This is a genomic window from Mycolicibacterium lutetiense, assembly GCF_017876775.1.
Taxonomy (GTDB): Bacteria; Actinomycetota; Actinomycetes; order Mycobacteriales; family Mycobacteriaceae; genus Mycobacterium; species Mycobacterium lutetiense.
This window is the reverse complement of sequence record NZ_JAGIOP010000002.1, coordinates 1,907,796-1,931,737: the sequence shown is the minus strand read 5'-3', so window position 1 is coordinate 1,931,737 and position 23,942 is coordinate 1,907,796. Positions and strand designations below refer to the sequence as shown.

General features: G+C 67.3%; 19 protein-coding genes. 8 read left to right on the top strand and 11 right to left on the bottom strand.

Going from position 1 to position 23,942, the window contains the following annotated elements; genetic code table 11:
- Positions 1–5: 5 nt before the first annotated feature.
- The gene (locus JOF57_RS18560; protein WP_209923486.1) at positions 6–713 is read right to left on the bottom strand and encodes a beta-phosphoglucomutase family hydrolase; all 708 of its coding nucleotides are present in this window, start codon (positions 711–713) and stop codon (positions 6–8) included.
- Between the two features lie 140 nt (positions 714–853).
- Here JOF57_RS18560 and guaA point away from each other — a divergent pair, with 140 nt between their 5' ends.
- The gene (guaA, locus tag JOF57_RS18555; RefSeq protein ID WP_209918855.1) at positions 854–2,407 is read left to right on the top strand and encodes a glutamine-hydrolyzing GMP synthase; all 1,554 of its coding nucleotides are present in this window, start codon (positions 854–856) and stop codon (positions 2,405–2,407) included.
- Here the strand turns inward: guaA and JOF57_RS18550 are convergent, their stop codons facing one another.
- The 6 genes from JOF57_RS18550 to JOF57_RS18525 all read right to left on the bottom strand — a co-directional run bounded on the left by JOF57_RS18550 (position 2,408) and on the right by JOF57_RS18525 (position 8,494).
- On the bottom strand, positions 2,408–4,120 hold the full coding sequence (locus tag JOF57_RS18550; RefSeq protein WP_307870049.1) for a zinc ribbon domain-containing protein: 1,713 nt from the start codon (positions 4,118–4,120) through the stop codon (positions 2,408–2,410).
- 94 nt (positions 4,121–4,214) lie between these two features.
- Positions 4,215–4,502: a hypothetical protein gene (locus JOF57_RS18545; protein WP_209918854.1), complete on the bottom strand. Its 288-nt coding sequence runs from the start codon at positions 4,500–4,502 to the stop codon at positions 4,215–4,217.
- A gap of 142 nt (positions 4,503–4,644) precedes the next feature.
- Positions 4,645–5,364, bottom strand: a complete 720-nt coding sequence (locus tag JOF57_RS18540; RefSeq protein WP_209918853.1) for a hypothetical protein — start codon at positions 5,362–5,364, stop codon at positions 4,645–4,647.
- Positions 5,361–6,560, bottom strand: coding sequence for a zinc ribbon domain-containing protein (locus tag JOF57_RS18535; protein ID WP_209918851.1), 1,200 nt, complete (start codon positions 6,558–6,560; stop codon positions 5,361–5,363). Before JOF57_RS18535 ends, JOF57_RS18540 begins: the two co-directional genes overlap by 4 nt.
- Positions 6,557–8,170, bottom strand: coding sequence for a S53 family peptidase (locus tag JOF57_RS18530; RefSeq protein ID WP_209923483.1), 1,614 nt, complete (start codon positions 8,168–8,170; stop codon positions 6,557–6,559). Before JOF57_RS18530 ends, JOF57_RS18535 begins: the two co-directional genes overlap by 4 nt.
- Before the next feature lie 39 nt (positions 8,171–8,209).
- A complete protein-coding gene (locus JOF57_RS18525; protein WP_209918850.1) occupies positions 8,210–8,494 on the bottom strand; it encodes a hypothetical protein in 285 nt (94 codons plus the stop codon).
- 292 nt (positions 8,495–8,786) lie between these two features.
- Between JOF57_RS18525 and JOF57_RS18520 the strand changes: the two genes are divergently transcribed.
- On the top strand, positions 8,787–9,494 hold the full coding sequence (locus JOF57_RS18520; RefSeq protein ID WP_209918848.1) for a DnaE2-dependent mutagenesis accessory factor ImuA': 708 nt from the start codon (positions 8,787–8,789) through the stop codon (positions 9,492–9,494).
- 39 nt (positions 9,495–9,533) lie between these two features.
- A complete protein-coding gene (locus JOF57_RS18515; RefSeq protein ID WP_209923481.1) occupies positions 9,534–11,084 on the top strand; it encodes a DNA polymerase Y family protein in 1,551 nt (516 codons plus the stop codon).
- 7 nt (positions 11,085–11,091) lie between these two features.
- Here the strand turns inward: JOF57_RS18515 and JOF57_RS18510 are convergent, their stop codons facing one another.
- Together JOF57_RS18510 and JOF57_RS18505 are read right to left on the bottom strand one after the other, a co-directional pair.
- The gene (locus JOF57_RS18510) at positions 11,092–12,081 is read right to left on the bottom strand and encodes a nucleoside hydrolase (RefSeq protein ID WP_234938654.1); all 990 of its coding nucleotides are present in this window, start codon (positions 12,079–12,081) and stop codon (positions 11,092–11,094) included.
- Between the two features lie 82 nt (positions 12,082–12,163).
- Positions 12,164–14,191 (bottom strand): SDR family oxidoreductase, encoded by a 2,028-nt coding sequence (locus JOF57_RS18505; RefSeq protein ID WP_209918846.1) that lies wholly within the window; start codon positions 14,189–14,191, stop codon positions 12,164–12,166.
- Between the two features lie 80 nt (positions 14,192–14,271).
- Between JOF57_RS18505 and JOF57_RS18500 the strand changes: the two genes are divergently transcribed.
- From JOF57_RS18500 to JOF57_RS18490, 3 genes are all read left to right on the top strand, one after another.
- Positions 14,272–15,141, top strand: a complete 870-nt coding sequence (locus JOF57_RS18500; RefSeq protein ID WP_209918844.1) for a MaoC family dehydratase — start codon at positions 14,272–14,274, stop codon at positions 15,139–15,141.
- Positions 15,142–15,247: 106 nt separating this feature from the next.
- Positions 15,248–16,147 (top strand): universal stress protein, encoded by a 900-nt coding sequence (locus tag JOF57_RS18495; RefSeq protein ID WP_209918842.1) that lies wholly within the window; start codon positions 15,248–15,250, stop codon positions 16,145–16,147.
- Positions 16,144–17,700 carry an APC family permease gene (locus JOF57_RS18490; protein ID WP_209918840.1) on the top strand — a complete coding sequence of 519 codons (1,557 nt, stop codon included), beginning with the start codon at positions 16,144–16,146 and terminating at the stop codon, positions 17,698–17,700. The genes JOF57_RS18495 and JOF57_RS18490 overlap by 4 nt, the downstream gene beginning before the upstream one ends.
- 19 nt (positions 17,701–17,719) lie before the next feature.
- On the opposite strand, the gene JOF57_RS18485 is transcribed toward JOF57_RS18490, so the two are convergent.
- Positions 17,720–18,694 carry a hypothetical protein gene (locus tag JOF57_RS18485; protein ID WP_209918838.1) on the bottom strand — a complete coding sequence of 325 codons (975 nt, stop codon included), beginning with the start codon at positions 18,692–18,694 and terminating at the stop codon, positions 17,720–17,722.
- A gap of 119 nt (positions 18,695–18,813) precedes the next feature.
- Between JOF57_RS18485 and JOF57_RS18480 the strand changes: the two genes are divergently transcribed.
- Positions 18,814–22,098 carry an error-prone DNA polymerase gene (locus JOF57_RS18480; RefSeq protein WP_209918836.1) on the top strand — a complete coding sequence of 1,095 codons (3,285 nt, stop codon included), beginning with the start codon at positions 18,814–18,816 and terminating at the stop codon, positions 22,096–22,098.
- 14 nt (positions 22,099–22,112) lie between these two features.
- Here JOF57_RS18480 and JOF57_RS18475 read toward each other — a convergent pair whose 3' ends face one another.
- On the bottom strand, positions 22,113–23,087 hold the full coding sequence (locus JOF57_RS18475; protein WP_209918834.1) for a hypothetical protein: 975 nt from the start codon (positions 23,085–23,087) through the stop codon (positions 22,113–22,115).
- Between the two features lie 264 nt (positions 23,088–23,351).
- On the opposite strand from JOF57_RS18475, the gene JOF57_RS18470 reads away from it, so the two are divergent.
- Positions 23,352–23,924 (top strand): XRE family transcriptional regulator, encoded by a 573-nt coding sequence (locus JOF57_RS18470; protein WP_209918833.1) that lies wholly within the window; start codon positions 23,352–23,354, stop codon positions 23,922–23,924.
- The last annotated feature ends 18 nt before the right edge of the window (positions 23,925–23,942 follow it).

The following is a 23,942-nucleotide window of genomic DNA, read 5'->3' as shown; positions in this document are numbered from 1 at the left end:
GGGCGCTACTTCAACTCGGCCAGGTCGGTGACGACGATGTCGGCGCCATCGTGACGCAGTTGGGCGGCCTGACCCACCCGGTCCACGCCCACCACGAATCCGAACTTCCCCGCCCGGCCCGCTGCCACCCCGGCCAGTGCGTCTTCGAATACCGCGGCCTGCGCGGGGGAGACGCCGAGTAGCTCGGCGGCGCGCAGGAAGCTGGCCGGTGCCGGTTTGCCCGGCAGGTTTTCGTCGCGCATCGTCACCCCGTCCACCCGTTGCTCGATGAATGCGTCCAACCCGGTGATCTTGAGAACCTCCTCGGTATTGGCGCTCGACGACACCACCGCCCGGCGCAGGCCCGCATCGGTCACGGCCTGCAGGTAATGCCGGGATCCAGGGAAGACGTGGACACCTTCGGACTTCAGGGTCTGATGGAACATGGCGTTCTTGCGATTGCCGAGATCCCCGATGGTGTCGTCGGGCAGGTCGATTCCGCGGCTGGCCAAGAACGAGCGGACACCGTCCTCGCGGCGCTTGCCGTCGACGTAGCGCAGATAATCGTCGTCGATGTCGAAGGCGACAAACTCGTCCCCGGTGCGTTCGGCCCGCGTGCGCAGATAGTCGTCGAACATGGCCTTCCAGGCCTTCTTGTGCACGCTGGCGGTATCGGTGAGCACGCCATCGAGATCGAACAGGCAGGCGGTGATCTGCTCGGGCAGGCCCAGCACAGCGTCCTCGCTTTCGCCGACGTCTTCTCCATCATGCGTAATGACCGCGCGAGGGATGGGTTCAAACACGCCTTCGGCTGCGATACCCGTCGCCACGCAGCGGTTCAGGCCCGCGCTGACCAGCCCACTAGACTGTTGCGGTGACATCTGCATCGCCCCGTCCTGTCCTCGTCGTCGACTTCGGCGCTCAGTACGCACAGCTGATCGCTCGCCGGGTCCGTGAGGCGCGGGTGTTTTCCGAGGTCATCCCGCATACCACCACGGTCGAGGAGATCAAGGCCAAGGATCCGCAGGCCATCGTGCTGTCCGGTGGCCCGGCCAGTGTGTACGCCGAAGGCGCCCCACGGCTGGACCCCGCGTTGTTCGATCTCGACATCCCGGTGTTCGGTATCTGCTACGGCTTCCAGGCCATGGCGCAGGCGCTGGGCGGCACCGTCGAACACACCGGGACCAGCGAATACGGGCGCACCGAGCTGAACGTCGCCGGCGGCGATCTACATGCCGATCTGCCCGATACCCAGCCGGTGTGGATGAGCCACGGAGACGCGGTGACGGCCGCGCCGGAGGGCTTCGAGGTGGTCGCCTCCAGCGCCGGCGCCCCGGTCGCAGGGTTCGAGAATCGGGCGCGACGGTTGGCCGGCGTCCAGTACCACCCCGAGGTGCTGCACTCTCCGCACGGCCAGCAGATCCTGAGCCGGTTCCTGCACGACTTCGCCGGTATCGGGGCGACGTGGACCGCCGCCAACATCGCCGAGCAGTTGATCGAGGCAGTGCGCGCCCAGGTCGGTGACGGCCAGGCCATCTGTGGTCTGTCCGGCGGAGTCGACTCCGCGGTGGCCGCCGCGTTGGTGCAGCGCGCCATCGGCGACCGGTTGACGTGTGTGTTCGTCGACCACGGCCTGCTGCGGGCGGGGGAGCGAGCCCAGGTGCAGCGCGATTTCGTCGCCGCGACCGGTGCCAAGTTGGTGACCGTCGATGTCGCCGACCGGTTCCTCGAGGCGTTGACCGGGGTGACCAACCCCGAGGGCAAGCGCAAGATCATCGGCCGCGAGTTCATCCGGGCCTTCGAAGGGGCGGTGCGTGACACCCTCAGCGAGGCCGACATCGAGTTCCTGGTGCAGGGCACGCTGTATCCCGACGTGGTGGAATCCGGTGGCGGCACCGGCACGGCCAACATCAAGAGCCACCACAATGTCGGCGGCCTGCCAGAAGATCTGAAGTTCAAGCTCGTCGAGCCGCTGCGCCTGTTGTTCAAGGACGAGGTGCGCGCGGTGGGTCGTGAACTCGGCCTGCCCGAGGAAATCGTTGCCCGCCAACCCTTCCCGGGTCCGGGCCTGGGTATCCGCATCGTCGGTGAGGTGACTGCCGATCGGTTGGACACCCTGCGGCGTGCCGATGCCATCGCCCGTGAGGAACTCACCGCCGCCGGTTTGGATCAACAGATCTGGCAGTGCCCGGTGGTGCTGCTGGCGGACGTGCGTTCGGTGGGTGTGCAAGGCGACGGACGTACTTACGGGCACCCGATCGTGCTGCGGCCCGTGTCGAGTGAGGACGCCATGACCGCGGACTGGACGCGGGTGCCCTACGAAGTGCTGGAACGGATTTCGACCCGGATCACCAATGAGGTGCCCGAGGTCAACCGGGTCGTGCTGGATGTCACCAGCAAGCCGCCGGGCACCATCGAGTGGGAGTGATCAGCGCGGTAGGTCTCCGCGCCAACGAAAACTGTTGACGTACTTGCCCATATCCAACGCCAGGTCCAGGTTGGCGCCGGATGGGATCCCTGGACCGAAATCAGGGCCGTATGCGTGGTACGGGCCTGTCGCCACGGCGATCAGGGCCAGGTCGTTCTTCACCGCAGTCAGAATGACCATCCGCATCCGCATGTAATCGCCGGTCGCGCTGTGCGGCCAGCTGTCGAGGACCATCCCGTACCCGGGTTGATAGCCGACCATGGCATTCGGGATCTCGTAGTCCAGATCGGCATCGGGATAGGTGTCCGCCACCAGGGTCGTCGCGATGTCCTTCGGTGTCCGCCCATTCGCGGGTTTTCCGATGAGTTGCATGGTGCCGCCGTCGCCGGCCAGGAAATCCGCTGTCACCCCGTCGTCGGCGGTGGTGATCCGGTAGGCCGCGCCGGACACCGGGTAGGACACCGAGAATGCGCCGTCCGGGGCGGTGAAGCGGGGGTTCGTCGCCACCGGATCGCTGGTCGGCGGACGGCCGCAATCCGGTGGACATCGATAGCGCGCGGGTGGACTGCTGACCATGGCCGACACCACGACAAGGGCGGCCGTCAGCAGCGCGACGCCAGTACCCCAGGCCCTCAGAAATGGTTCTCCGAGGCGGGGCGTCGTCCGTTGCAATGCGTGGATCGCCGTGCCGCAGTTCAGGCAGAACGCCATATCGGCAACCGAGTGATCGCATTGCCGGCACCGCACCGACTCGCCTGGGTGGATGGTGCCGTGCGCTTCGTACAGCAAGGCGAGCTGCAGACCGATTCGCAACGCCGGCAAGGCCAATGTCGCCACGGCCAAATGCACCGCCAGCGTCAAGATCTCAGGTACCGGTGCGACATCGATCAGGCCGAGGATCGCATAGGAGGCGGGCACGGATGCGACCGTCAGTGCCAAGGCCGCACGTACATGTCTCGGTTGCCAGGCGTTGTCCGCCCCCGGCGTGAACCACAGGACCACCCCCACGAGAGCCCCGGCGGCCGCAGCAGTCAAAGGCACCGCCACGCCCTGGATCCCGGCCTGGACCAACAGCCCGCTCAACGGGCGGTCATGGTCCACCAGTCCGTCGTCGAGCTGTGGAGCCAACCGGCTGAGCGTGGCCGCCGCGGTGAAAGCAAGTGCGCCGAGGGCGCCGATAACTGAGCCGTCCAACGATTCTCGGGTACGCGGCCCGAACAGGCGGATCACCACCACCGGGGTCAGCATCAACAACATGGCCCCGAGTGGGACGGCGAGACCGTCACGCATCACCCGCAACGGCGGTACGTCGACACCCATCGGCATGTCGTACTCGCGCGCCACGGCGGTTCCGGTCAGCAGCGCCCAGGCGGCGCCCAGTCCGGCGCCCAGAACACCGGTCAGCAGCAGGGTTCGAGCAGAAAGGCGGTGAACGACAGCGGATTCACGGAGATATGTGACGAACAGCAGCGGCAGACCGAACGCGGCCAGCGCGATCGTCGCGGCGGGTACCCGCAGCAGTGCGCAGGCGAGCACCGCGACCGCCAGCACGGCAATCCCGAGTCGATACCGCGTGCGCGAACGGTGCGGTAGCACCGGAAACAGTGAGCTGACCACCGACGGCCACAGCAGGTGCTCGCGACCGGCACAGTACGCCCGTGGCCTCAGCCACCCGGCCCCGTGGCGCTGCGGGTCAAGGTAAGCGCCACACACTCCACAGAATGTGCCCGCCGGCACGTCGATTCGGCATACCCGGCATACCCGGCATTCGATGGTGAGTGCAGGGCCGTCAGAGCCGGTTCCGGCGCTATTGCCTATGAGGGCTGCCGACCCCGTGCCGTCCGATGGGCGGCGCCGCCGGTTCTACGTGGGTGGGCGTGAAGCTGTTGGGGCTCCGGGTGGTGCCCTGCTTCTCGGTGGGCTCGGCCGGCGGTGGGGCCGACGGTGTCGTGGTCGTTGTCGTCGTTGTGGTGGACGGCGTCGTGGTCTCCGGTGCCTTCTCGCCGGTACCGCAAGCGCTGAGCCCGATCATCCCGACGATCGCGGCGGAGGCTGCGGCAACTGCGAGGCGACGAGTTGATCGACGTGACCTCATGATTAGTCCTCACTGTCCCCCGCGGACACACAGATGCAGGCCCTGAAACGGGTCTGCTAGCAAACTCTAGCCCAGCGCGCTCCGGCACGCGCGTCAATTGTGTATTTCGGTCGGATGCGTCAGGCGCGCGCACCGGGGCGGGTCAGCGGGCGGGATCTCCGCGCCACCGGAAACTGTTGACGTATTTCCCCATGTCCAGCGCCAGTTGCAGGTTGGCACCCGAGGGTTTACTGGCCCCCGAGCCGGGGGCGAATTCCCGATACGGTCCGACGCCGGACGCGATGAGTGCGAGGTCGTCCTTCACCGCGACCAAAACCAACACCCGCATCCGCATGTAGTTACTCGCGGCGCCCTGCGGCCAGCAGTCGGCGACCAGACCGAAACCGGGGTGGTAGCCGACCATCGCGTTGGGGATGTTGTAGGCGGTCTTGGTATCCGGAAATGTCTTCCTGACCAGAGAGTTGGCGATCTCCTCGGCGCCGCGTCCACGTGCCGGCTCGCTGAACAATTGCAGCATCCCGCCGTCGCCGGCCTGGAATTCCGCGGTGACACCGGTCGGGTTGGTGGTGACCTTGTACGCCGAGGACGCCACCGGGTAGGAGACCGAGAAGCTTCCGTCGGGGGCGGTGAATACCGGATTGATCGCCACCGCCTGCCCGGTCGAGGGCAGCCCGCACTCCGGTGGGCACATGTAGCGGACAGGGGGCTCGCTCGTCGCATGCGAGACCCAGACCAGCACGCCGGCAACCAGGGCGATACCGATGCCCAGGATCGCCAGTACTTTCAGGGCCGAGGTCCCGCGGATGGCCCGGGTTCTGCCGGTGGAAATGGGTACCGCATAGCCGGGGAAGAACGTGCTCATCCGGCATCGGATCCCGGGTCGCGCACCGGCCGGTGCGCGCGGCGTTCTTCACGGGAAGTGCGCGACGATGCGTGAGTGGCCGCACCGCAGTGGGGGCAGAACGACATGTCGGGCACGACGTGCCCGCAGCGTGCGCAGAAGATCGGTTGGTCGGAGGCGATCTCGTCCTGCGCTTCGTGCAGCAGCGCCAGGTGTAGACCGACCCGCAGCGCGAACAACGCCAGCACGGAAACCGCGAGATGCACCGCCAACTGGAACCATTGGGGAACCCGCGCCACATCGATCAGGCCCAGCCCGCAGTAGACGATCAGCACCGAAAATGCGCAGGAGAACATCACCAGCCGGACATAGCCGACGTGTTTGTCCACCTTGGTGGCGGGGCGGGTGAACCACAGTGCCGCGCCGATCAGGCCGCCGAGGGCCGCCGCGGTCAAAGGTACGGCGACACCGCGGATTCCGGCTTCGACGACCAGCCCGGACATCGGGCGGTTGTGCGCCACCATGCCGGCGGTGAGCTGTGGTGCCAGCCGGGCCAGGGTGGCTGCCGCGGTGAAGGCCGTCGCGCCGAGAGCGCCGATCATGAAGCCGTCCAACGATTCCCGGCTCGTCGGTCGGGTCAGCCGGACTGCGACCGCAGGCACGAGCATCAGAACCGCACCGCCCAGTGGAATTCCCAAGCCGTTGCGCATGATCCGGAACCCGGTCACCCCGGCACCGAGTGGTACACCGTAGGACTTGGCCATGAAGTGGCCGGTGAGAAGCACCCACCCCACGCCGAGGGCAATTCCCAGCACGATGGTCAGCGCGAGGTCGGTGCGCGGCAGGTCGCGGAAGGCATCCGACTCGTAGAGGTAGATCAAGAACAGCAAGGGGAGCCCGAGCGCAGCGACCGCGATCAGGGCCGCGGGCAACCTCAGCAGCGCGCAGACCACCAACCCGGCCAACAGGACGAGCATCGCGATGCGGAACGGGGTGCGGGACTCGTGCGACAGATGGGGGAACAGTGAGCTGGCGATCGACGGGCGCAGCAGGTGCTCATCGGGGGCGACGCAGGATGCACTGAGGCGCAACCACTCCGGCCCGTCGCCTCGCTCCTTGTCGACCGGCACCCCGCACAGCCCGCAGTATTTCCCGTCGGGCACATCGACCTTGCAGACGCGGCACTCGGTGGTGGGGACGTCGGGGACGTCGGTCATCGGTGTGCTTTCTGCAGAACAAGAATGTTCTTGGCCAGGTTCTCCACGTCGGGTGTGCCCAGCCCGGTCACCACGTCATACCCGGGCGAAGCGGTGGCCACCGCGTTGCCGCCGAGGCTGACGTCACGGAAGGCCGGCAGCGGGGCGCCGGAGGCGATCTTGTACAACAGCGGGTTGAGGTCGCCGAGCGCACGGCCGCCGTTGGCGATCAGGTACTGATTCATCACCGCGGCCATCCCGGCCCACAACGGTGCGGACTGCGATGTGCCGCCTCCCACCAGAACCTGGTTGTCCAGCACGATTTTCACGCCGGTGAAGGGGTCGGCCACTGCGGCCACATCCGGGGTCAGCCGCCGCCCGGCACTCGCATCGCCGGGTGCAGACACGTCGCGCTGCCACTCGGGGCGGTCGAAGATCGCCGAGACGCCACCGCCGGTGCCCTGCGACAGTGGGACGTCGAACCAGGCCTGCTCGGCCAGCCAACCGCCGTGGGCGTCGGTGGACAGCGTCGTGCCGCCGACACCGGTCATCTCCGGAAGGGAGGCCACCGAGTCCAGGCCGATGTCATCCTCGCCGGGTGCGGACGACCAGTCTTGTCCGCCTTTGCATTCCAGACCCGCGAGGTCGCCGCTGGCGTCGAATGCGGTGGTGCCGTGGGTGTGTGCGGTGGACAGGGCTGAGCGGACCGGGGCGAGATCGGCGGCGGTGATCAGCTTGTCGCAGCCCCAGCCGATCGAGAAGCTCCACACTGCACCGGGAAACTGCTGGTCCGCAGACTCGAGCATCTTCCCGATCTTCTCGTAGGCGCCGTCACCCTGGACTGTCGGCCGGGCATTGACCACGACCTTCTGTGCGTCCGGGGCGATGGCATGGGCGATCTGCAGATCCATGGTGGTCTCGCCGTGCGGGGCGCTCGGTTGCCCACCGACCACGATCGGTGTGAACGTCGGCAGCCCGAAGGTGGTGGCGAAGGTGTCCAGGTCGGCCTGATCGAAGCCGTCGAACGCGAAGAACACGATGGTGGTGCCCTTGCCGGTGAACCCCTGTTCCGCGAGGTTGGCGAGGTTGTAGGTGTTGCGCACCCCCTGCGGCGTCAACCCCTGGTCCGGAACATCGGTCGGCAGGTTGCGCAGATCCGGCAGCGACATCCGGTACGGCGTGTAGCCCAGGATGCGGCCGACTCCGGTGACCTCCCCGGACAACCGCTGGGGTATCGACGGCTGCTGTGGTGAAGCGTAGAACTCTTGACCGCGCCGGCCCAGGTAGTCATGGATGTCCACTCCGAAAGCGGTTGCCAGGTCTGCGGATTGGCCTTCGGCGATTGCCCAGGTATCGCCGGGCCGCCACCGGATGGACAGTGAATGCTCCTCGGCCCACCCGAACAGTTCAGCCGGTCGGGCGGCGCTGTTTAGCGTGACGGTGAGCTGCGCCGAGCCGTTCGCGGCTGGTCCGAGATCCGCTGAGGCAGAAAGTAGTTGGGCGTACGGACCCGTGATGTGAGTGGATCCGTACGCCGGGCCGTCCGGGGTGGGCGCAGTCCGCAGGTCAGACACCAGCAGGGCGCTGAACAGGATCAGTGCCAGTAACGCTCGCCCGGAGGCGATGTTCATCCCGGCCATGGCGAGCGACCGACTTTCTGCGCTCCGCGCCTAGTTGTCGCCGGGGATCGCGGTCGGGGCCGGAGGTGCCTTCACGCCGGGCGTGAACAGGTTGCCACCGGTGGGGTTGATCGACTTCTCGGTCGGCGCGACGGGCGGCGGTGGGGCGGGGGTGGCCGGCGTGGTGGTGGTCGTAGTCGTCGTCGTGGTCGGCGTGGTGGTCTCGGGACCCTTCTGTTCCTCGGTGCCGCACGCCGCGGTGAACGAGATCATCCCGATGACTGCCGCGCCGCCCGCGATGACGGTGAGCCGACGAGTCAACTGTCCTGACTTCATGATGCTGTCCTCACTGTCCCCGGTGCTGTCGCAGAACTCTGGTCTTCGGCGAATCGCGGTGGATTCCCACTACCTGTAACGCAAAGTCGTGGCCAGTCCCATCCCGAAGTGGGTTCTGGTGAGGGAACTCTAACTGAAGGTTCGCACGGCCGCAGAACCATTTCGGCCGGTCCCGCCCCCGGGGTGGCGGCCGCTTCCCGCAGCTTGACGCTGTCGGGGGGTGGGTGTTTACTCAAGAGATCGAACATATATTCGAACAAAGTGAGATGTGGATGGTGCGGGAGGTGTTGTTGTGACTGTAGCGGCAGAGCTTGATTTTCCCTCACTTACCCGTTCTGAACAGGTCGAACACCTCCGTCGCAAGATTGCCTCGGTGTCAGGGAAGGTGGGTCTCGCGCATCGCGGTGCGCCCCGGTCCGAAACCGTGATATCGGCTCCGGAATCTTTGCTGGAACCGTCTGAAACGCTGGTTGAAGCGTTGCCGGAGGGGCTGCCGACGACGCTGCCGCGTGGGTCTGTGGCAGTGGCAGCGGGTGCCCGGTCGCTGTCGCTGGGCATGGTGGCGGCGGTGACGGCCGCGGGCGGGCACGCGGTGATCATCGGCCAACCCGATGTCGGCCTGTTGGCCGCGGTGGAAATGGGCGCCGATCTGAGTCGGCTCGCGGTGATCCCCGATCCGGGTGCCGATCCTGTCGAGGTGGCTGCGGTGCTGATGGACGGGATGGATCTGGTGGTGCTCGGGCTGGGTGGGCGTTCGGTGCCGCCGAGTCGGGCCAGGGTGATGGTGGCGCGGGCCCGGCAGAAAGGCTGCACCCTGCTGGTCGTCGACGGTGACTGGCAGGGAGCGTCGGCTCGGCTGGAGGCCCGGGTATGCGGTTATGAGGTGGCCGGTGCCGGCCAGGACATCCCGACGCCCGGGCGCGGCCGGATCAGCCGGGTCCGGCTGGTCATGCGTGCCCGGGGACGGGGCATCGGATCAGCTTGTGCGGCAGGCGGATAGCTCGTGCCCGCGGATTCCAGGGTGCTGGCCCTCTGGTGTATGGACTGGCCGGCAGTGGCCGCAGCGACGGCGGCAGGTGTGACCTCGACGGTGCCGGTCGCGGTCACCCTGGCCAACCGGGTGATCGCCTGCTCGGCGTCGGCTCGGGCGACCGGGGTTCGGCGGGGCCTGCGCCGGCGTGAGGCGCAGGCCCGGTGTCCGCAACTACATGTCGTCACCGCGGACCCGGCAAGGGATGCCCGCCATTTCGAGAACGTGACGCTTGCTGTCGACGATCTGGTGCCGCGCGCCGAGGTGCTGCGTCCAGGATTGTTGGTGCTCTCGGTGCGCGGCGCGGCGCGGTACTTCGGATCCGAACCGGTTGCGGCCGAACGATTGATCGACGCCGTCGCCGCGGCAGGGGCCGAATGCCAGGTCGGGATCGCCGATCAACTTTCCACCGCGGTCTTCGCCGCCCGGGCCGGGTGCATCGTCGAACCCGGGAACGATGCACGGTTTCTGTCCGGGCTGTCGATCCGGCAGCTGTCCACCGAGCCTGCCCTGGCCGCCCCGGGCCGCGAGGACCTGGCAGACCTGTTGTGGCGGATGGGTATCCGAACTCTCGGGCAGTTCGCCGAGTTGTCCCGCACCGATGTCGCCTCCCGGTTCGGGGTCGACGCGGTGACGGCGCACCGGTTCGCCTGTGGGGAGCCGGACCGGGGTCCCTCCGGACGGGATCCGGACACCGAACTCGATGCGGTGATGAACTGTGACCCGCCGATCGAAAGGGTGGACGCGGCAGCTTTCGCCGGACGGTCCCTGGCCGGCGATCTGCATCGTCGTCTGGAGGCGGCCGGGGTGGGCTGTACCCGGTTGGCCATCCATGCCCTCACCGCCAACGGTGAAGAGCTGGAAAGGGTCTGGCGGTGCGCCGAACCACTGACCGAGGATGCCACCGCAGACCGGGTGCGTTGGCAGCTGGACGGCTGGCTGAACCGCCGCACCTCCGAGCGGCCCACCGGCCCGGTCATTGTGCTGCGGCTGCGCCCGGTGGAGGTGGTATCGGCGTCGGCGTTGCAGTTGCCATTGTGGGGCGGGCTGGGGGAGGAGGATCGGCTGCGGGCCCGGCGCGCGCTGCTGCGAGTTCAGGGGCTGCTCGGCCCCGAAGCGGTACAGGTTCCGGTGCTCAGTGGAGGGCGCGGCCCTGCCGAGCGCATCACCCTCACGCCGTTGGGGGACGAGCCGGTACCGCGAGCCGATCCGCGCCAGCCCTGGCCCGGCCAGTTGCCCGAGCCCTCACCGACCGTCCTGCTCGATGACCCGGTGGAACTGCTTGATACACAAGGAAATCCGGTCCGGGTCACCAGTCGTGGGTTGTTCTCGGCTGATCCGGCGCAGCTGGCCGGCGCCGGCCGCCGTGACGGCAGGTTGCGCTGGTGGGCGGGGCCGTGGCCGGTCGACGAGCGGTGGTGGGATCCGGAGAACCGAGGAGCCGGGCGCACGGCGCGGGTCCAGGTACTGCTGGGCTCTGGAGATAGGGACGAAGACGATCTCGCCCTGCTGCTGTGTTATCGGCAGCGCCGGTGGTATCTGGAGGGCGCCTATGAATGAGGCACGGTCAGCTCAGGCGCTGTGCGAACTCCCCGACCCGGTTGATGAACCGGTCGAAGAACACCGCCGGGTCGACTTCGGTGCCGATCAGCGCATTGGGCGGCCGCCCCCAGTGCCCGTTCCAGTCGGCCACCGTCATACCGCGGGTCAGGGTGCCGTTCAGCTCGACATCGACCGTGGTTTCCCGGTAGCTCACCAACTCCGGGTCCAGCGCGACCGCGGCTGCCAGGGGATCGTGCAGATGCGCCAGGTACCCGTCGCCGGTGTCGAAGTGGAACTCGAAGTAGAACCGCATGGCGTCTTCGAGGACGCGGATCAACGGGTTGTCGGCCGCCGACCGGGTGCCGCGCTCGTCGAGCACGCTCATCGGCGCCGACGGTGACCCGGCCGCGGTCGCGAGCCGGTTCAGCAGTGCCGGTGTCAACGCCACATTCTCGGTGAGGTTGAGACCCAGCACGATTGGCACATGCGCGGCGTCGTCGAGGCCCCAGGCGGCGTTCCAGCCGCTGAATACCTCGGCGGCGGACTCGGGGTCCACGCTGATGTTCCACTCCGACACCGGCGTGGTGTTGCCGCGATAGTCGAACGCCCCGCCCATGATCACCAGGCGGCGCAGCAGCTTGGGCAGCGTGGGCTCGACACGCATCGCCAGCGCCAGGTTGGTCAGCGGTCCGGTGGCCAGCCCGATCAACTCACCCGGGTGCGTGCGGGCGGCGCGGACCCAGGCCTCGGCGGCGTCGTGCGCGGTGAGCAGCCGGTCGCTGTCGGGTAACTGTGCGTATCCCAGGCCCTGTGGCCCGTGGGTGTCCTCGGCAGTGCGCAGCGGTGCGACCAACGGCTGCTCGGCCCCTTTGGAGACCGGGATTCCGGTCACCCCGCACAGCTCCAGCAGGCCCAGGTTGTTGGTGCAGACCTGTTGCACCGGAACATTTCCCGCGGTCGAGGCAATACCGACCACCTCGGCTTCCGGGCTGGCCAGCAGATATGCCAGCGCCATCGCGTCGTCGACACCGGTGTCGACGTCGGCGAACACGGGGACTGGCGGTGTCGTCACGACACCAACGATAGGACCGAATCGGCTACCAGTGCACGCCGGGCACCAACCGCACCGCTCGCTTGATCGGGCGGGCCACCGCGCGCGGAACCCGCAGGGTGCGGACGCTGCGGACCGGCCGTTTCGGTCGCCGTTGCGTCGGCTCGCCCGTCGTCGCCTGCGGGCTCTCGCCGATCTGCCCCTGCGCGGCCGCCGAGTCCGGATAGCCCAGATACAGCTGATGCAGGACGCGGCGCGACAGTTTCGGGGTCAGGTAATGACCGAAATCGGCGACGGTGCCCAACGGGGTGTCGATCCGGGCCGGCTTGTCGACCAGACCGCGCACCACCATGGCCGCGGCGTGCTCGGCAGAGATCGGCGGCACGGGGTTGAGCTTGCGCGAGGGTGCGATCATCGGCGTCTTCACCAGGGGCATATGGATATTGGTGAAGGTGATGTGATCCGAGAGGGTTTCGGTGCCGACTACCTCGGAGAAGGCGTCGAGGGCTGCCTTGGACGGCAGGTAGGCGCTGTACTTCGGGGTGTTGGCCTGCACACCGGCGCTGGACACGTTGACCACATGCCCGAACCGGCGTTCGCGCCAGTGCGGCAGCAGCGCCAGCACCATACGCACGGAACCGAAGTAGTTGACCGCCATCACCCGTTCGTAATCGTGCAGCCGGTCCGTCGAGTTCGTCACCGAGCGGCGGATCGACCGGCCGGCGTTGTTCACCAGGTAGTCGACGTGGCCGAACCGGCCGAGGATGTCCTTGACGGTGTGCTCGACCGACGCGGAATCGGTGACGTCGCAGGTGAATGCGTAGGCCTGCCCGCCGGCAGCCCGGATCTCGGCAACCAGGTCGTCGAGCGCCTCACCGTTGCGGGCCAGCGCGAAGACGCAGGCGCCGCGTTCGGCTATGGCGATAGCCGAAGCCCGGCCGATACCGCTGGAGGCGCCGGTGATGATGACGTGCCTGCCGATCAGGGCGCCGGCCGGATCATCGCGACGGGCGCGGTCGGGATCGAGGTGCTGGGCCCAGTAGCGCCACAGTTTCGGTGCATACGAAGAGAATTCGGGTACCGAGATCCCGGTACCGCGCAGCGCGGCGGTGGTGTTGTCCGCGGTGAAGGTCGGTCGCAGCTCGGCCACGTCGAGCACCTCGCCGGGGATACCCAGCTGGGTGGCGACGATGTTGCGCACCGCCTTGACCCGTCCCCGCGCCTGCAGGACCGGAGCCGCGGTGGCCCGTGGCAGCGACCCGCGCAGCGGAGGCAGTCCGGCCTCTGCTGCCACGCCACGGTAGATGTCGTGCAGCCCGGTGGTCTTCGGCGCGGTGAGGTGGAAGGTTTCACCGTCCTTGTCGTCGGTGTGCATCAACGCGACCATCGCCTCAACTACATAGTCCACCGGCACCACGTTGGTGCGGCCGCTGTCGGGCAGCATCATCGGCGTGAACTTGGGAAGCCCGGCCAGGCGTGCCAGCACGCCGAAGAAGTAGTAGGGGCCGTCGACCTTGTCCATCTCACCGGTCGCCGAATCGCCGACCACGACGGCCGGTCGGTACACCCGGTAGCGCAGTCCCGGCGTCGAGCGCACCAGCAGTTCGGCCTCGAACTTGGTCTGGTGATACGGCGTGGGCAGGTCCTGGGCCACGTCGAAATCGTTTTCGGTGAACACGCCCCGATGGTTGCCGGCCACCGCGATCGAGGACACGTGGTGCAACGTGGCATCCAGCTTCCGGGCCAGGTCGATCACCGCGCGGGTGCCTTCCACATTGGCCGCCCGCTGTTCGGATTCACCGATCGTCATGTCGTAGATGGCCGCGCAGTGCACCACATGCGAGACGTCACCCAACTCGGCGATATCGGTGTCGGACAGCCCGAGATCTGCCGCGGTCAGGTCGCCCACCAGCGGTTTCACTCGTTCATCCCAGTTCTGGGCCAGCTGCTCGAACCGCCTCAGCGACTCACGGCGTACCAGCACCCACACCTCGGCGCCGGGTTCGACGGACAGAATCCGGGTGATCATTCGGCGGCCGATAAACCCGGTACCGCCGGTAACGACATAACGCATGCGAGCCATCGTGGCCCTAGATCGAGCAAAGGTCAACAAGGCCGGTCAACTGAACCGCTGAGCCGCTATCGTCGGCACGCATGCCCCTCAATCCCGAAGCCATCGGCGAAACCACCGACCCGATTCCGTTCGAATGGACCGACCGCGACACCCTGCTGTACGCCATCGGGGTGGGCGCGGGTACCGAAGACCTCGCCTTCACCACCGAGAACAGTCACGAGATCGAACAGCAGGTGTTGCCGACCTATGCGGTGATCGCCTGCTCGGCCTTCCCCGCAGCACTCAAGATCGGCACCTTCAATTTCGGCATGTTGCTGCACGGTTCCCAGGCGATCCGGTTGCACCGGCCGCTGCCGCCGGCCGGGAAGCTCAGCGTGGTCTCCGAGGTCGTCGACATCCAGGACAAGGGTGAGGGCAAGAACGCGGTGGTCATGCTCAAGGGCATCGGCACAGATCCGGCCAGCGGCGAGGTCGTCGCGGAAACCCTTACCACCGTGGTGATCCGGGGCGAAGGCGGGTTCGGCGGGCAGCCGGGGCAACGCCCGGTGGCACCGCAGATTCCCGACCGCGAACCCGACGCCCGGGTGGCGCTGCCCACCCGTGAGGATCAGGCGCTGATCTATCGACTGTCCGGGGATCGCAACCCGCTGCACAGCGATCCGTGGTTCGCGCAGAATCTCGCCGGGTTCCCGAAGCCGATCCTGCACGGCCTGTGCACCTACGGGGTGGCCGGGCGGGCACTGGTCGCCGAACTCGGCGGCGGTGACGCCACCAAGGTTCAGGCGGTGGCGGCGCGGTTCAGTTCGCCGGTGTTCCCGGGTGAGACGCTGACGACGTCGATCTGGCGTACCGAACCGGGGCGGGCGGTGTTCCGCACGGAGGCGGCCGGGCCCGACGGTGCCGACGCCCGGTTGGTGCTGGACGACGGCGTCGCCGAGTATTCCGACTGATCGGGCAGTCGCGGAAATTTCCTCCGAAGCCCTGCACACCGCGGGGTGGATTGACAGGATCGAACCACTACGGTCGCATGGCGCGGTGCGGGATGGGTGGTGGCAGGTGACGCAGGTAAACCTGGTCGTTGGGTATCTGGCCACCCCCGGTGGCGCCGATGCGCTGGCATTGGCGGTTCGGTTCGCCCGGACGTTGGCCGCTGAGGTCCACATCTGCATCGTGCTGCCGCCCGACAACGCGCCGCCGGGCAGCGTTCCCAAGGGCGGCTACGAGGAAGTGCTGGCCGGGCAGGCGCAGGGTTGGCTGGATGACGCCCTGGCCCTGGTGCCCGACGACGTTGTGGCGCACACGCATCTGAGCTTCGATGACTCGTTCACCGACGGTCTGATCCGTGAGGCGCTGCGACTGCAGGCGATCGCGATCGTGGTCGGCGGCGCCGGTGGGGGCCTGGTCGGCAGCTACTCCCTGGGGTCGGTGGTTAACGAGCTGTTGCATTCCTCCCCGGTGCCGGTCGCGGTGGCTCCGCGCGGAACCCGCGATTCCAAAGTTGAGCGGGTGCATGAAATCACCTGCGCCATAGGGCAACGTCAAGGTTCGGATCTGTTGCTCTCCACTGCGGTGCGGGCCAGCCGCGTCGCGGGCATTCCGCTGCGGTTGGTGTCGCTGGTCGCGCTCGATCCGATTTTCGGCTCGCTGCGGGGCGACAGCGAGGCCGTGCGAGCCCACGCGCGCGAGCATGCCGAACGGACCTTGGCGGCCGCCAAAGATGAACTACCCGCGGATTTTCCGGTGACCTCCACCATCGTGAACGGTCCCAGTGTCGAGGCCGCTGTCGAGCAGCTGGGCTGGGAGGACGGCGACATCATCATGGTCGGATCCAGCCGGCTCAGTGCGCCGCGGCGGATCTTCCTCGGTTCCACCGCGGCCAAGATGTTGCGAGTGTTGGACGTGCCGATGGTGGTGGTGCCCCGGGATGAACTCAAGGACGGCGAGGATCACTCATGACAGAGTCGACATCGGAATCCGCGTCGCCTCAGAAGCTCGAATCCGCAGAGCGCTCTGCGGGGCTGGTCTCCAAGGGTCTGGCCACCGGGAAGGTCGGCACGTTCTCCGGTGCGATCCTTGGTATCTCGTGTGTGGCGCCCGGATACACCCTGACCGCGAGCATCGGGTTGATCGTCGCGGCCGTCGGGCTGAAGATGCCGGCGATCTTCATCGCCGGGTTCATCCCGATGTTCCTGACCGCGTACGCATACCGTGAACTGAACTCGCGTGCACCCGACTGTGGAGCATCGTTCACCTGGTCCACCAAGGCGTTCGGCCCGTATGTCGGGTGGATGTGCGGGTGGGGCATGGTGGTCGCATCGATTATCGTGCTGTCCAACCTCGCTGCCATTGCGGTGGAGTTCTTCTACCTGTTCATCGCCAGGGTCACCAACCAACATTCCATTGCGGAGTTGGCCGACAACAAGGCCATCAACATCCTGACCACGCTGGTGTTCCTGGCCATCGCCACCGCGATCGCGAGCCGCGGCATCACCACCAGTGAACGGGTGCAGTACGTATTGGTCGGATTTCAGATGGTGGTGCTACTGGCGTTCGCGGTGATGGCGTTCGTGCACGTGAGCCGCGGCGACGCGCCGGCCGGGCTGTCGTTCGACCTGGACTGGTTCAACCCGTTCACCGGACTCGCGTTGAGCGCCTTTGTGATTGGTGTGACCGGGTCGATCTTCGCTTTCTGGGGCTGGGATACCTGTCTGACGCTGGGGGAGGAGTCCAAGGATCCGACGAAGGTGCCGGGCCGGGCCGGGTTGCTGTGCGTGCTGTCCATCCTGGCGACGTATCTGCTGATCGCGGTCGCGGTGATGATGTACGCCGGCGTCGGGGAAACCGATCTCGGACTGGGCAATCCGGACAACGCCGAAAACGTGTTCGCCGCGTTGGCCGACCCGGTGCTCGGTACCTATGCCGGGCCGCTGCTGTTCCTGGCGATCCTGGCTTCCTCGGTGGCCAGCCTGCAAACCACGTTCCTGCCGGCCGCCCGGGCGATGCTGGCGATGGGTGCCTACAAGGCCTTCCCCGCGCGTTTTGCCGAGGTCAGTCCGCGCTATCTGGTGCCCGTGTTCGCGACCGTCACCGCCGGGGTGGTCACCGGGGTGTTCTACACCGCGGTGAGCCTGCTCTCCGAGAGCGCACTGTTGGATACCATTGCGGCCCTTGGCATCATGATCTGCTGGTACTACGGCATCACGGCGTTTGCGTGTGTCTGGTACTTCCGCCGTGAGCTGTTCGCCAACGCCCACAACGTGGTGTTCAAATTCCTGTTCCCGCTGCTCGGCGGAATCGTGCTGGCCGCGGTGTTCGTCATCTCGATCGGCGAGAGTATGAACCCGGACAATGCCAGCGGCGCCGCGATCGGCGGCATCGGCCTGGTGTTCTACATCGGCTTCGGCGTGCTGATCCTCGGTGCCGTGCTGATGATGATCTGGCGATCTCGCAGCCCCGAGTTCTTCCGGGGCGAGACACTGCGGCACGACACGCCGTCACTCGTCGAGTAACGGCTGCCGAAACGCCGAGTCAGCCGGCCGCGTTGCCGATGCCGGACTTGCCCGGATTGTGGGCAACGTGAAGCGGGTCGAGCAGATCCCACACTGTCGCGACGGCCTGGACCTTGAGGGCGGCGGCCGGGGCCTCCAGGTTGATCACGTCGGCGACGAGGTCGTAGCCGTAGTACACGAACGATCCCGGCGGCGTGGTCTTGATCAGCTCGTTGATGATGGTCTGCCGGGCATCCAGGGCGGCGGCATCGCTGCCGACCGCAGTCTCCAGGTTCGTCGCGATCTTGCCGATCGGGATGACGGCGTTGACCCACGGAACCATCTGGCTGCCCCGGTAGATCTGCTCGGTGGCTTCACGCACCAGGGGATCGAGCTCATTGGGCGAGGCATCCATCAGGGCGTTCCGGAGATCCATGATCGGCTTGGGGATGTCCTTCGGCTCCGGATCGTTGCCGCGGAACGGGTTGGGATCCCATGCCTGGCCATCGTCGGCGGTATCGGCCTGGATCTGCACTGCGCGCGGCGCGACGGTCTCGGTGTCCGGCTTGTCGGCCACTACCGGGGCCGGCTTGGGGGCCGCCGCCTGCTTGGGGGAGAGCAGGCCCTTGAGCTTGGCGACCTCGCCGGCCTCGAACTCTTCGACACTGGGCTTCGGCTTGGTCTTGCCGGCCGTCGGCTTGGCGGGTGTTGCGTCCTGTACGGCCTTGTTGACGCGTGCGGCCGCTTTCTCGATCTTGTCGGCCTGCTTGTCGAGGGTGTCCTTGACGTTGTCCTTGAACGTGGACAAAGGCTTGGGGCGCTTGGTCTCGCCGGCCTTGGTCTCACCGCGTTTGGGTCCGGCCTTGACGCTCGACACACTGCTGGTCGAGTCCTTGGCCGCGCCGTCGGTCGAATCAGCGTGGGCGGTGCCCTGGCCGGCCACGGCGATCGCCGCACCGACGCCCGCCGCCACCGCGACACCGCCGACGTAGCCGATGTACTTCGTTGAGGCCATGCCCGTCCTTCCACCGCAGATTCCCAGACCAGCAGCATCGTAGGGGTCGATGGCGTGGTCGGCATCACGAGGGGACGCACCCCGGTAGGTATCGAACAGATGTTCGATATGCTGGTGTGGTGAGTTGGCATAACGGGCCGCCGAGCTGGTCGGAGATGGAGCGGGTGCTGACCGGCAAGCCGCGCCGCTCCGGCCTGCCGTTGGAGCCCGCGGGCGACGGTGGGGACAGCCCGGCCTGGTCGCGTAAGCGCGGTGCCTATCAGCCGCCGGAACTCGACCGGCCGCGAACGTCGGTCCGTTATGCCGAGCTGCACACGCACAGCGCCTACAGCTTCCTCGACGGCGCGAGCACGCCGGAGGAGTTGGTCGAGGAGGCGGCCCGGCTGAACCTGCGGGCCATCGCGCTGACCGATCACGACGGGCTCTACGGCGTGGTCCGGTTCGCCGAGGCGGCCAGGGAGTTGGACGTGGCCACGGTATTCGGCGCCGAGTTGTCGTTGGGGAATGTTCCCCGCACCGAGGATCCCGATCCGCCCGGCCCGCATCTGCTGGTCCTGGCCCGCGGGCCGGAGGGGTACCGGCGGTTGTCCCGCGAGATCGCCAAGGCGCACCTGGCCGGTGGTGAGAAGGGTAAACCCCGCTACGACTTCGACGGGCTCACCGAGGCCGCCGGTGGGCACTGGCACATCCTCACGGGATGTCGTAAAGGTCATGTCCGCCAGGCGCTTTCAGAAGGTGGTCCGGAAGCTGCGGCCGCCGCGTTGGTCGATCTGGTGGATCGCTTCGGAGCCGACCGGGTCAGTATCGAACTCACCCATCACGGCCATCCGTGTGACGACGAGCGCAATGCTGCCCTGGCCGGGCTGGCTCAGCGGTTCGGGCTACCGGTGGTGGCGACCACCGGCGCGCACTTCGCTGCACCCGACCGGGGTCGGCTGGCCATGGCGATGGCGGCGATCCGGGCCCGTAACTCGATGGACACCGCGGCGGGGTGGCTGGCCCCGCTCGGCGGGTCTCACCTGCGCTCGGGGGAGGAGATGGCCCAGCGGTTCGGCGCCGAGATCGTGATGGCCGCAGCCGATCTCGGTGAGCAGTGCGCCTTCGGGCTGGCACTCATCGCCCCGCAGTTGCCGCCGTTCGACGTTCCGGCCGGGCACACTGAGGACACGTGGTTGCGGCACCTGGTCATGGCAGGCGCGGCCGAGCGGTACGGACCCGCCGGCAACGCAGAAATGGCCTATGCGCAGATCGAACACGAACTGCGGATCATCGAGCAGTTGAAGTTCCCCGGCTATTTCCTGGTGGTGCACGACATCACCCGGTTCTGCCGGGACAGCGACATCCTGTGTCAGGGCAGGGGATCGGCGGCCAACTCGGCGGTCTGCTACGCGCTCAAGGTCACCAACGTCGACCCGGTTGCCAACGGGCTGCTGTTCGAACGGTTCTTGTCCCCGGCCCGCGACGGGCCGCCCGACATCGACATCGACATCGAATCGGACCTGCGCGAGAACGTCATTCAATACGTCTATGAGCGTTACGGTCGTGACTACGCTGCGCAGGTCGCCAACGTCATCACCTACCGCGGCCGCAGTGCCGTCCGCGACATGGCCCGGGCGCTGGGTTTCTCCCAGGGGCAGCAGGACGCCTGGAGCAAGCAGCTCAGCCGGTGGAGCGGTCGCCCCGACTCGCCGGAGGCGGAAGACATCCCGCAACCGGTGATCGAGCTGGCCACCCAGATTGCCAATCTGCCGAGGCATCTCGGCATCCACTCCGGCGGCATGGTGATCTGTGACCGTCCGATCGCCGACGTGTGCCCGGTGGAGTGGGCCCGCATGGCCAACCGTAGCGTGCTGCAGTGGGACAAAGATGATTGTGCGGCAATCGGTTTGGTGAAGTTCGACCTGCTCGGCCTCGGCATGCTCTCGGCGCTGCACTACGCCATCGACCTGCTGGCCGAGCACAAGGGCATCGCCGTCGACCTGGCCAAGCTGGACCTGGCCGAACCGGCGGTCTACGAGATGCTGCAGAAGGCCGACTCGGTCGGGGTGTTCCAAGTGGAGTCCCGGGCGCAGATGGCCACCCTGCCCCGGCTCAAGCCGCGGGAGTTCTACGACCTGGTGGTCGAGGTGGCGCTGATCCGGCCGGGCCCGATCCAGGGTGGTTCGGTACACCCCTATATCCGTCGCCGCAACGGTCTGGAGGAAGTCACCTACGACCATCCGTCGATGGAATCCGCGTTGCGCAAGACGCTGGGCATCCCGTTGTTCCAGGAGCAGCTGATGCAATTGGCGGTCGACTGTGCGGGTTTCACCGCGGCCGAGGCCGACCAACTGCGCCGGGCCATGGGCTCGAAACGTTCCACCGAGAAGATGCGACGGTTACGCAGCCGGTTCTACGCCGGCATGGCCGAGCTTCACGGGATCACCGGCGAGGTGGCCGAGCGGATCTACGAGAAGCTGGAGGCTTTCGCCAATTTCGGCTTCCCGGAGAGTCATTCGTTGAGCTTCGCGTCGCTGGTGTTCTATTCGTCGTGGTTCAAACTGCATCATCCGGCGGCGTTCTGCGCGGCCCTGCTGCGGGCCCAGCCGATGGGGTTCTATTCACCACAGTCCCTGGTCGCCGACGCGCGTAGGCACGGGGTGGCGGTGCACGGCCCCGACGTCAACGCATCCCTGGCCTACGCGACGTGCGAGAACCGCGGCATGGACGTGCGGCTGGGGCTGGGCAGTGTCCGCCACATCGGTGACGAGTTGGCGGGGCGGTTGGTCGATGAACGAAATGCCAACGGACCGTTCGAAACTCTGGTCGACCTGACCAGCCGGGTGCAGCTGTCGGTACCCCAGACCGAGGCACTGGCCACCGCCGGTGCGTTGGGTTGTTTCGGGATCAGCCGACGCGAGGCGCTGTGGGCGGCCGGCGCGGCGGCCACCCAGCGACCGGACCGGCTGCCGGGGGTGGGGTCCTCCTCGCATGTGCCGCCGCTACCCGGGATGAGCGCCCTGGAGTTGTCGGCCGCCGACGTGTGGGCCACCGGCATCTCACCGGACAGCTATCCCACCCAGTATCTGCGCGCTGACCTCGATGCGCTGGGTGTGATTCCCGCCGACAGATTGCTGGAGGTCGTGGATGGCACCCGAATCCTGGTTGCCGGAGCGGTGACTCACCGCCAGCGTCCGGCGACCGCGCAAGGGGTGACGTTCATGAACCTGGAAGACGAGACCGGGATGGTCAACGTGCTGTGCGCCCCGGGGGTGTGGGCGCGCTACCGCAAGCTGGCGCAGACGGCTCCGGCACTGGTGGTCCGCGGCATCGTGCAGAACGCGAGCGGTGCGGTCACCGTGCTCGCCGACCGGATGAGCCCGGTCGAGCTGAGGGTCGGGTCCCGGTCGCGAGACTTCCGCTGAGGCTCAAGCTGGATTCAGCGCTCCGCACTGGTGGCCGGATCAGCGCTGGGTGCGGTGGTGCTGTCCTGGAGCCCGGACCGCAGCAGCGACCACGCCAGCCGCCGCGCGGCGGTGGCCCGATCGTGCAGCAGTCGCTGGACGGCGGGGACGGGGTTGGTCTCCGGGGTGCGACCCTCGATCACGTCGGCATACAGATCCTCGGCGACCTGGATCGCCATCAGCACCGCATCGTTGACCTGGTTCAGGGCGTCCTGCAGGCGGTCGTCCTGGCTGAGCAGGTGGGCGTTGTCCAGCTCGACCGAGACATCGCTCACCACCTGGCTGATCTGAGCGAAGAGCGCGTTCATCGCGGTTTCCCGCTCGGCGCGGTCCGGGTTGCGCAGTTGCGTCGCACCTTCGGTCCACAGCGCCGCCAGCATCCGCGTGTGGGCTCCGACCGCGCGAGATACCTCGATCATCGCCTGCTTCTGCAGCTGCTCGAGCAAGTTGTTGCGTTCGATGCGGGCCAGTTCCCGCTGGGCCACCACTTCGGCGTGGTGCAGTTTCTGCTGGGACTCCATCTGGGCCCGATGCCATTTCTGGGTCAGGGCGAGTTCCAGCGCCGAACGCTCGTCGGCAGCTGCCAGCTCACGCCGCAGGCGCTCGTCGGCCCGGGCGATGTCGTACTTGGCCTGGCGCTGGATGGTCAGGGTCAGCCACATCGTCACCGTCACGACGACGAAGACGACGGCACCGAAGAACCACTCGGCCTTGCTGCCGAGTTCGCCCGGACCGAAGAGCAGGAAGCAGACGATGGCCAGGCTGCCCAGGCCGCCGCATACCAACCATCCGATACCGGTCTTGGCGCCGACCGATATCGCTTTCGGGGCCGTGTGTTGATCCACGACAGCCACCCGCATCGGTTCGGTCACCTCGCCCACCTGGCCGTAGTTCGGCGGGGCACCCCCTGAAGACTCAGCGGCCCTTGTCGATTCAGTTAGTCCGGCCATGTCGACCTCCCGTCGGCCAAGCCTGCCACCGTGCCGGCGTTCAGAGTAGGGCCATCCTCGGCGGCGGCTGCTACCGGCCGGTGGCAGCCGCATCCGCATACCTTGTTTTTCGTCATTCTTCAAGTGCCCCTAGCGATGACGCGCCGCCCCGAAACCGCTAGTGTCATCGGCGTGCTTACCTGAGCGGCGGTAGATCGGACCCGATGGGTCCGGCAGTCGGCTGCTCGCTTCTGTTGATCTGTTCGCTTGAGAATTGAGGGCCCCATGGGACAAAACGCGACGCTGGAAGGTGATTCGGCGGTCATCGTCAGTCTGTCGGAAGCGGCGATGCACATGTATTCCGCCGCTATCGACGCACTGCCTTTCCCCGAGGACAAGAAGTTCCACAAGCGCGCCGACGTGGTCCTGTCCGGCCTGCGCAAGCTGCGTGCCTCGCTGACTGAGGCGGCCGGCAGCAACCGGCCTTCCCCCGCGGTGATCGTGGCGCTCAGCGGGGTTCGTCAGCGGTATGACTCGCTGATGGCCCACGCCGCGTCGGCGCCGGGTTCCTCTCTGGGACAGCAGATCTACGTCACCCGCATCCACGCCAAGCTGTCGGCCCAGGAAGTGGCCAACGGTGCCGGCCTGCGTGACGGACTGCTGGACCAACTCGAGGCCGGCGCAACACCGACGGACGCCGAGGCGACGAAGATCCGCGACACGATCGCAGCGCTCGGCGGGTTGCCCGGCGAAGATCACGGCATCCACGCCGTCCCGGCCTCGGCCGGCTTCGGGTCGTCCGACGATTCGCAGGCCAACGGCTGGGAGCCCGTGCTGGTCTCCGATAACGCAGGCTGAGAACCCCGCGCGCCGTCA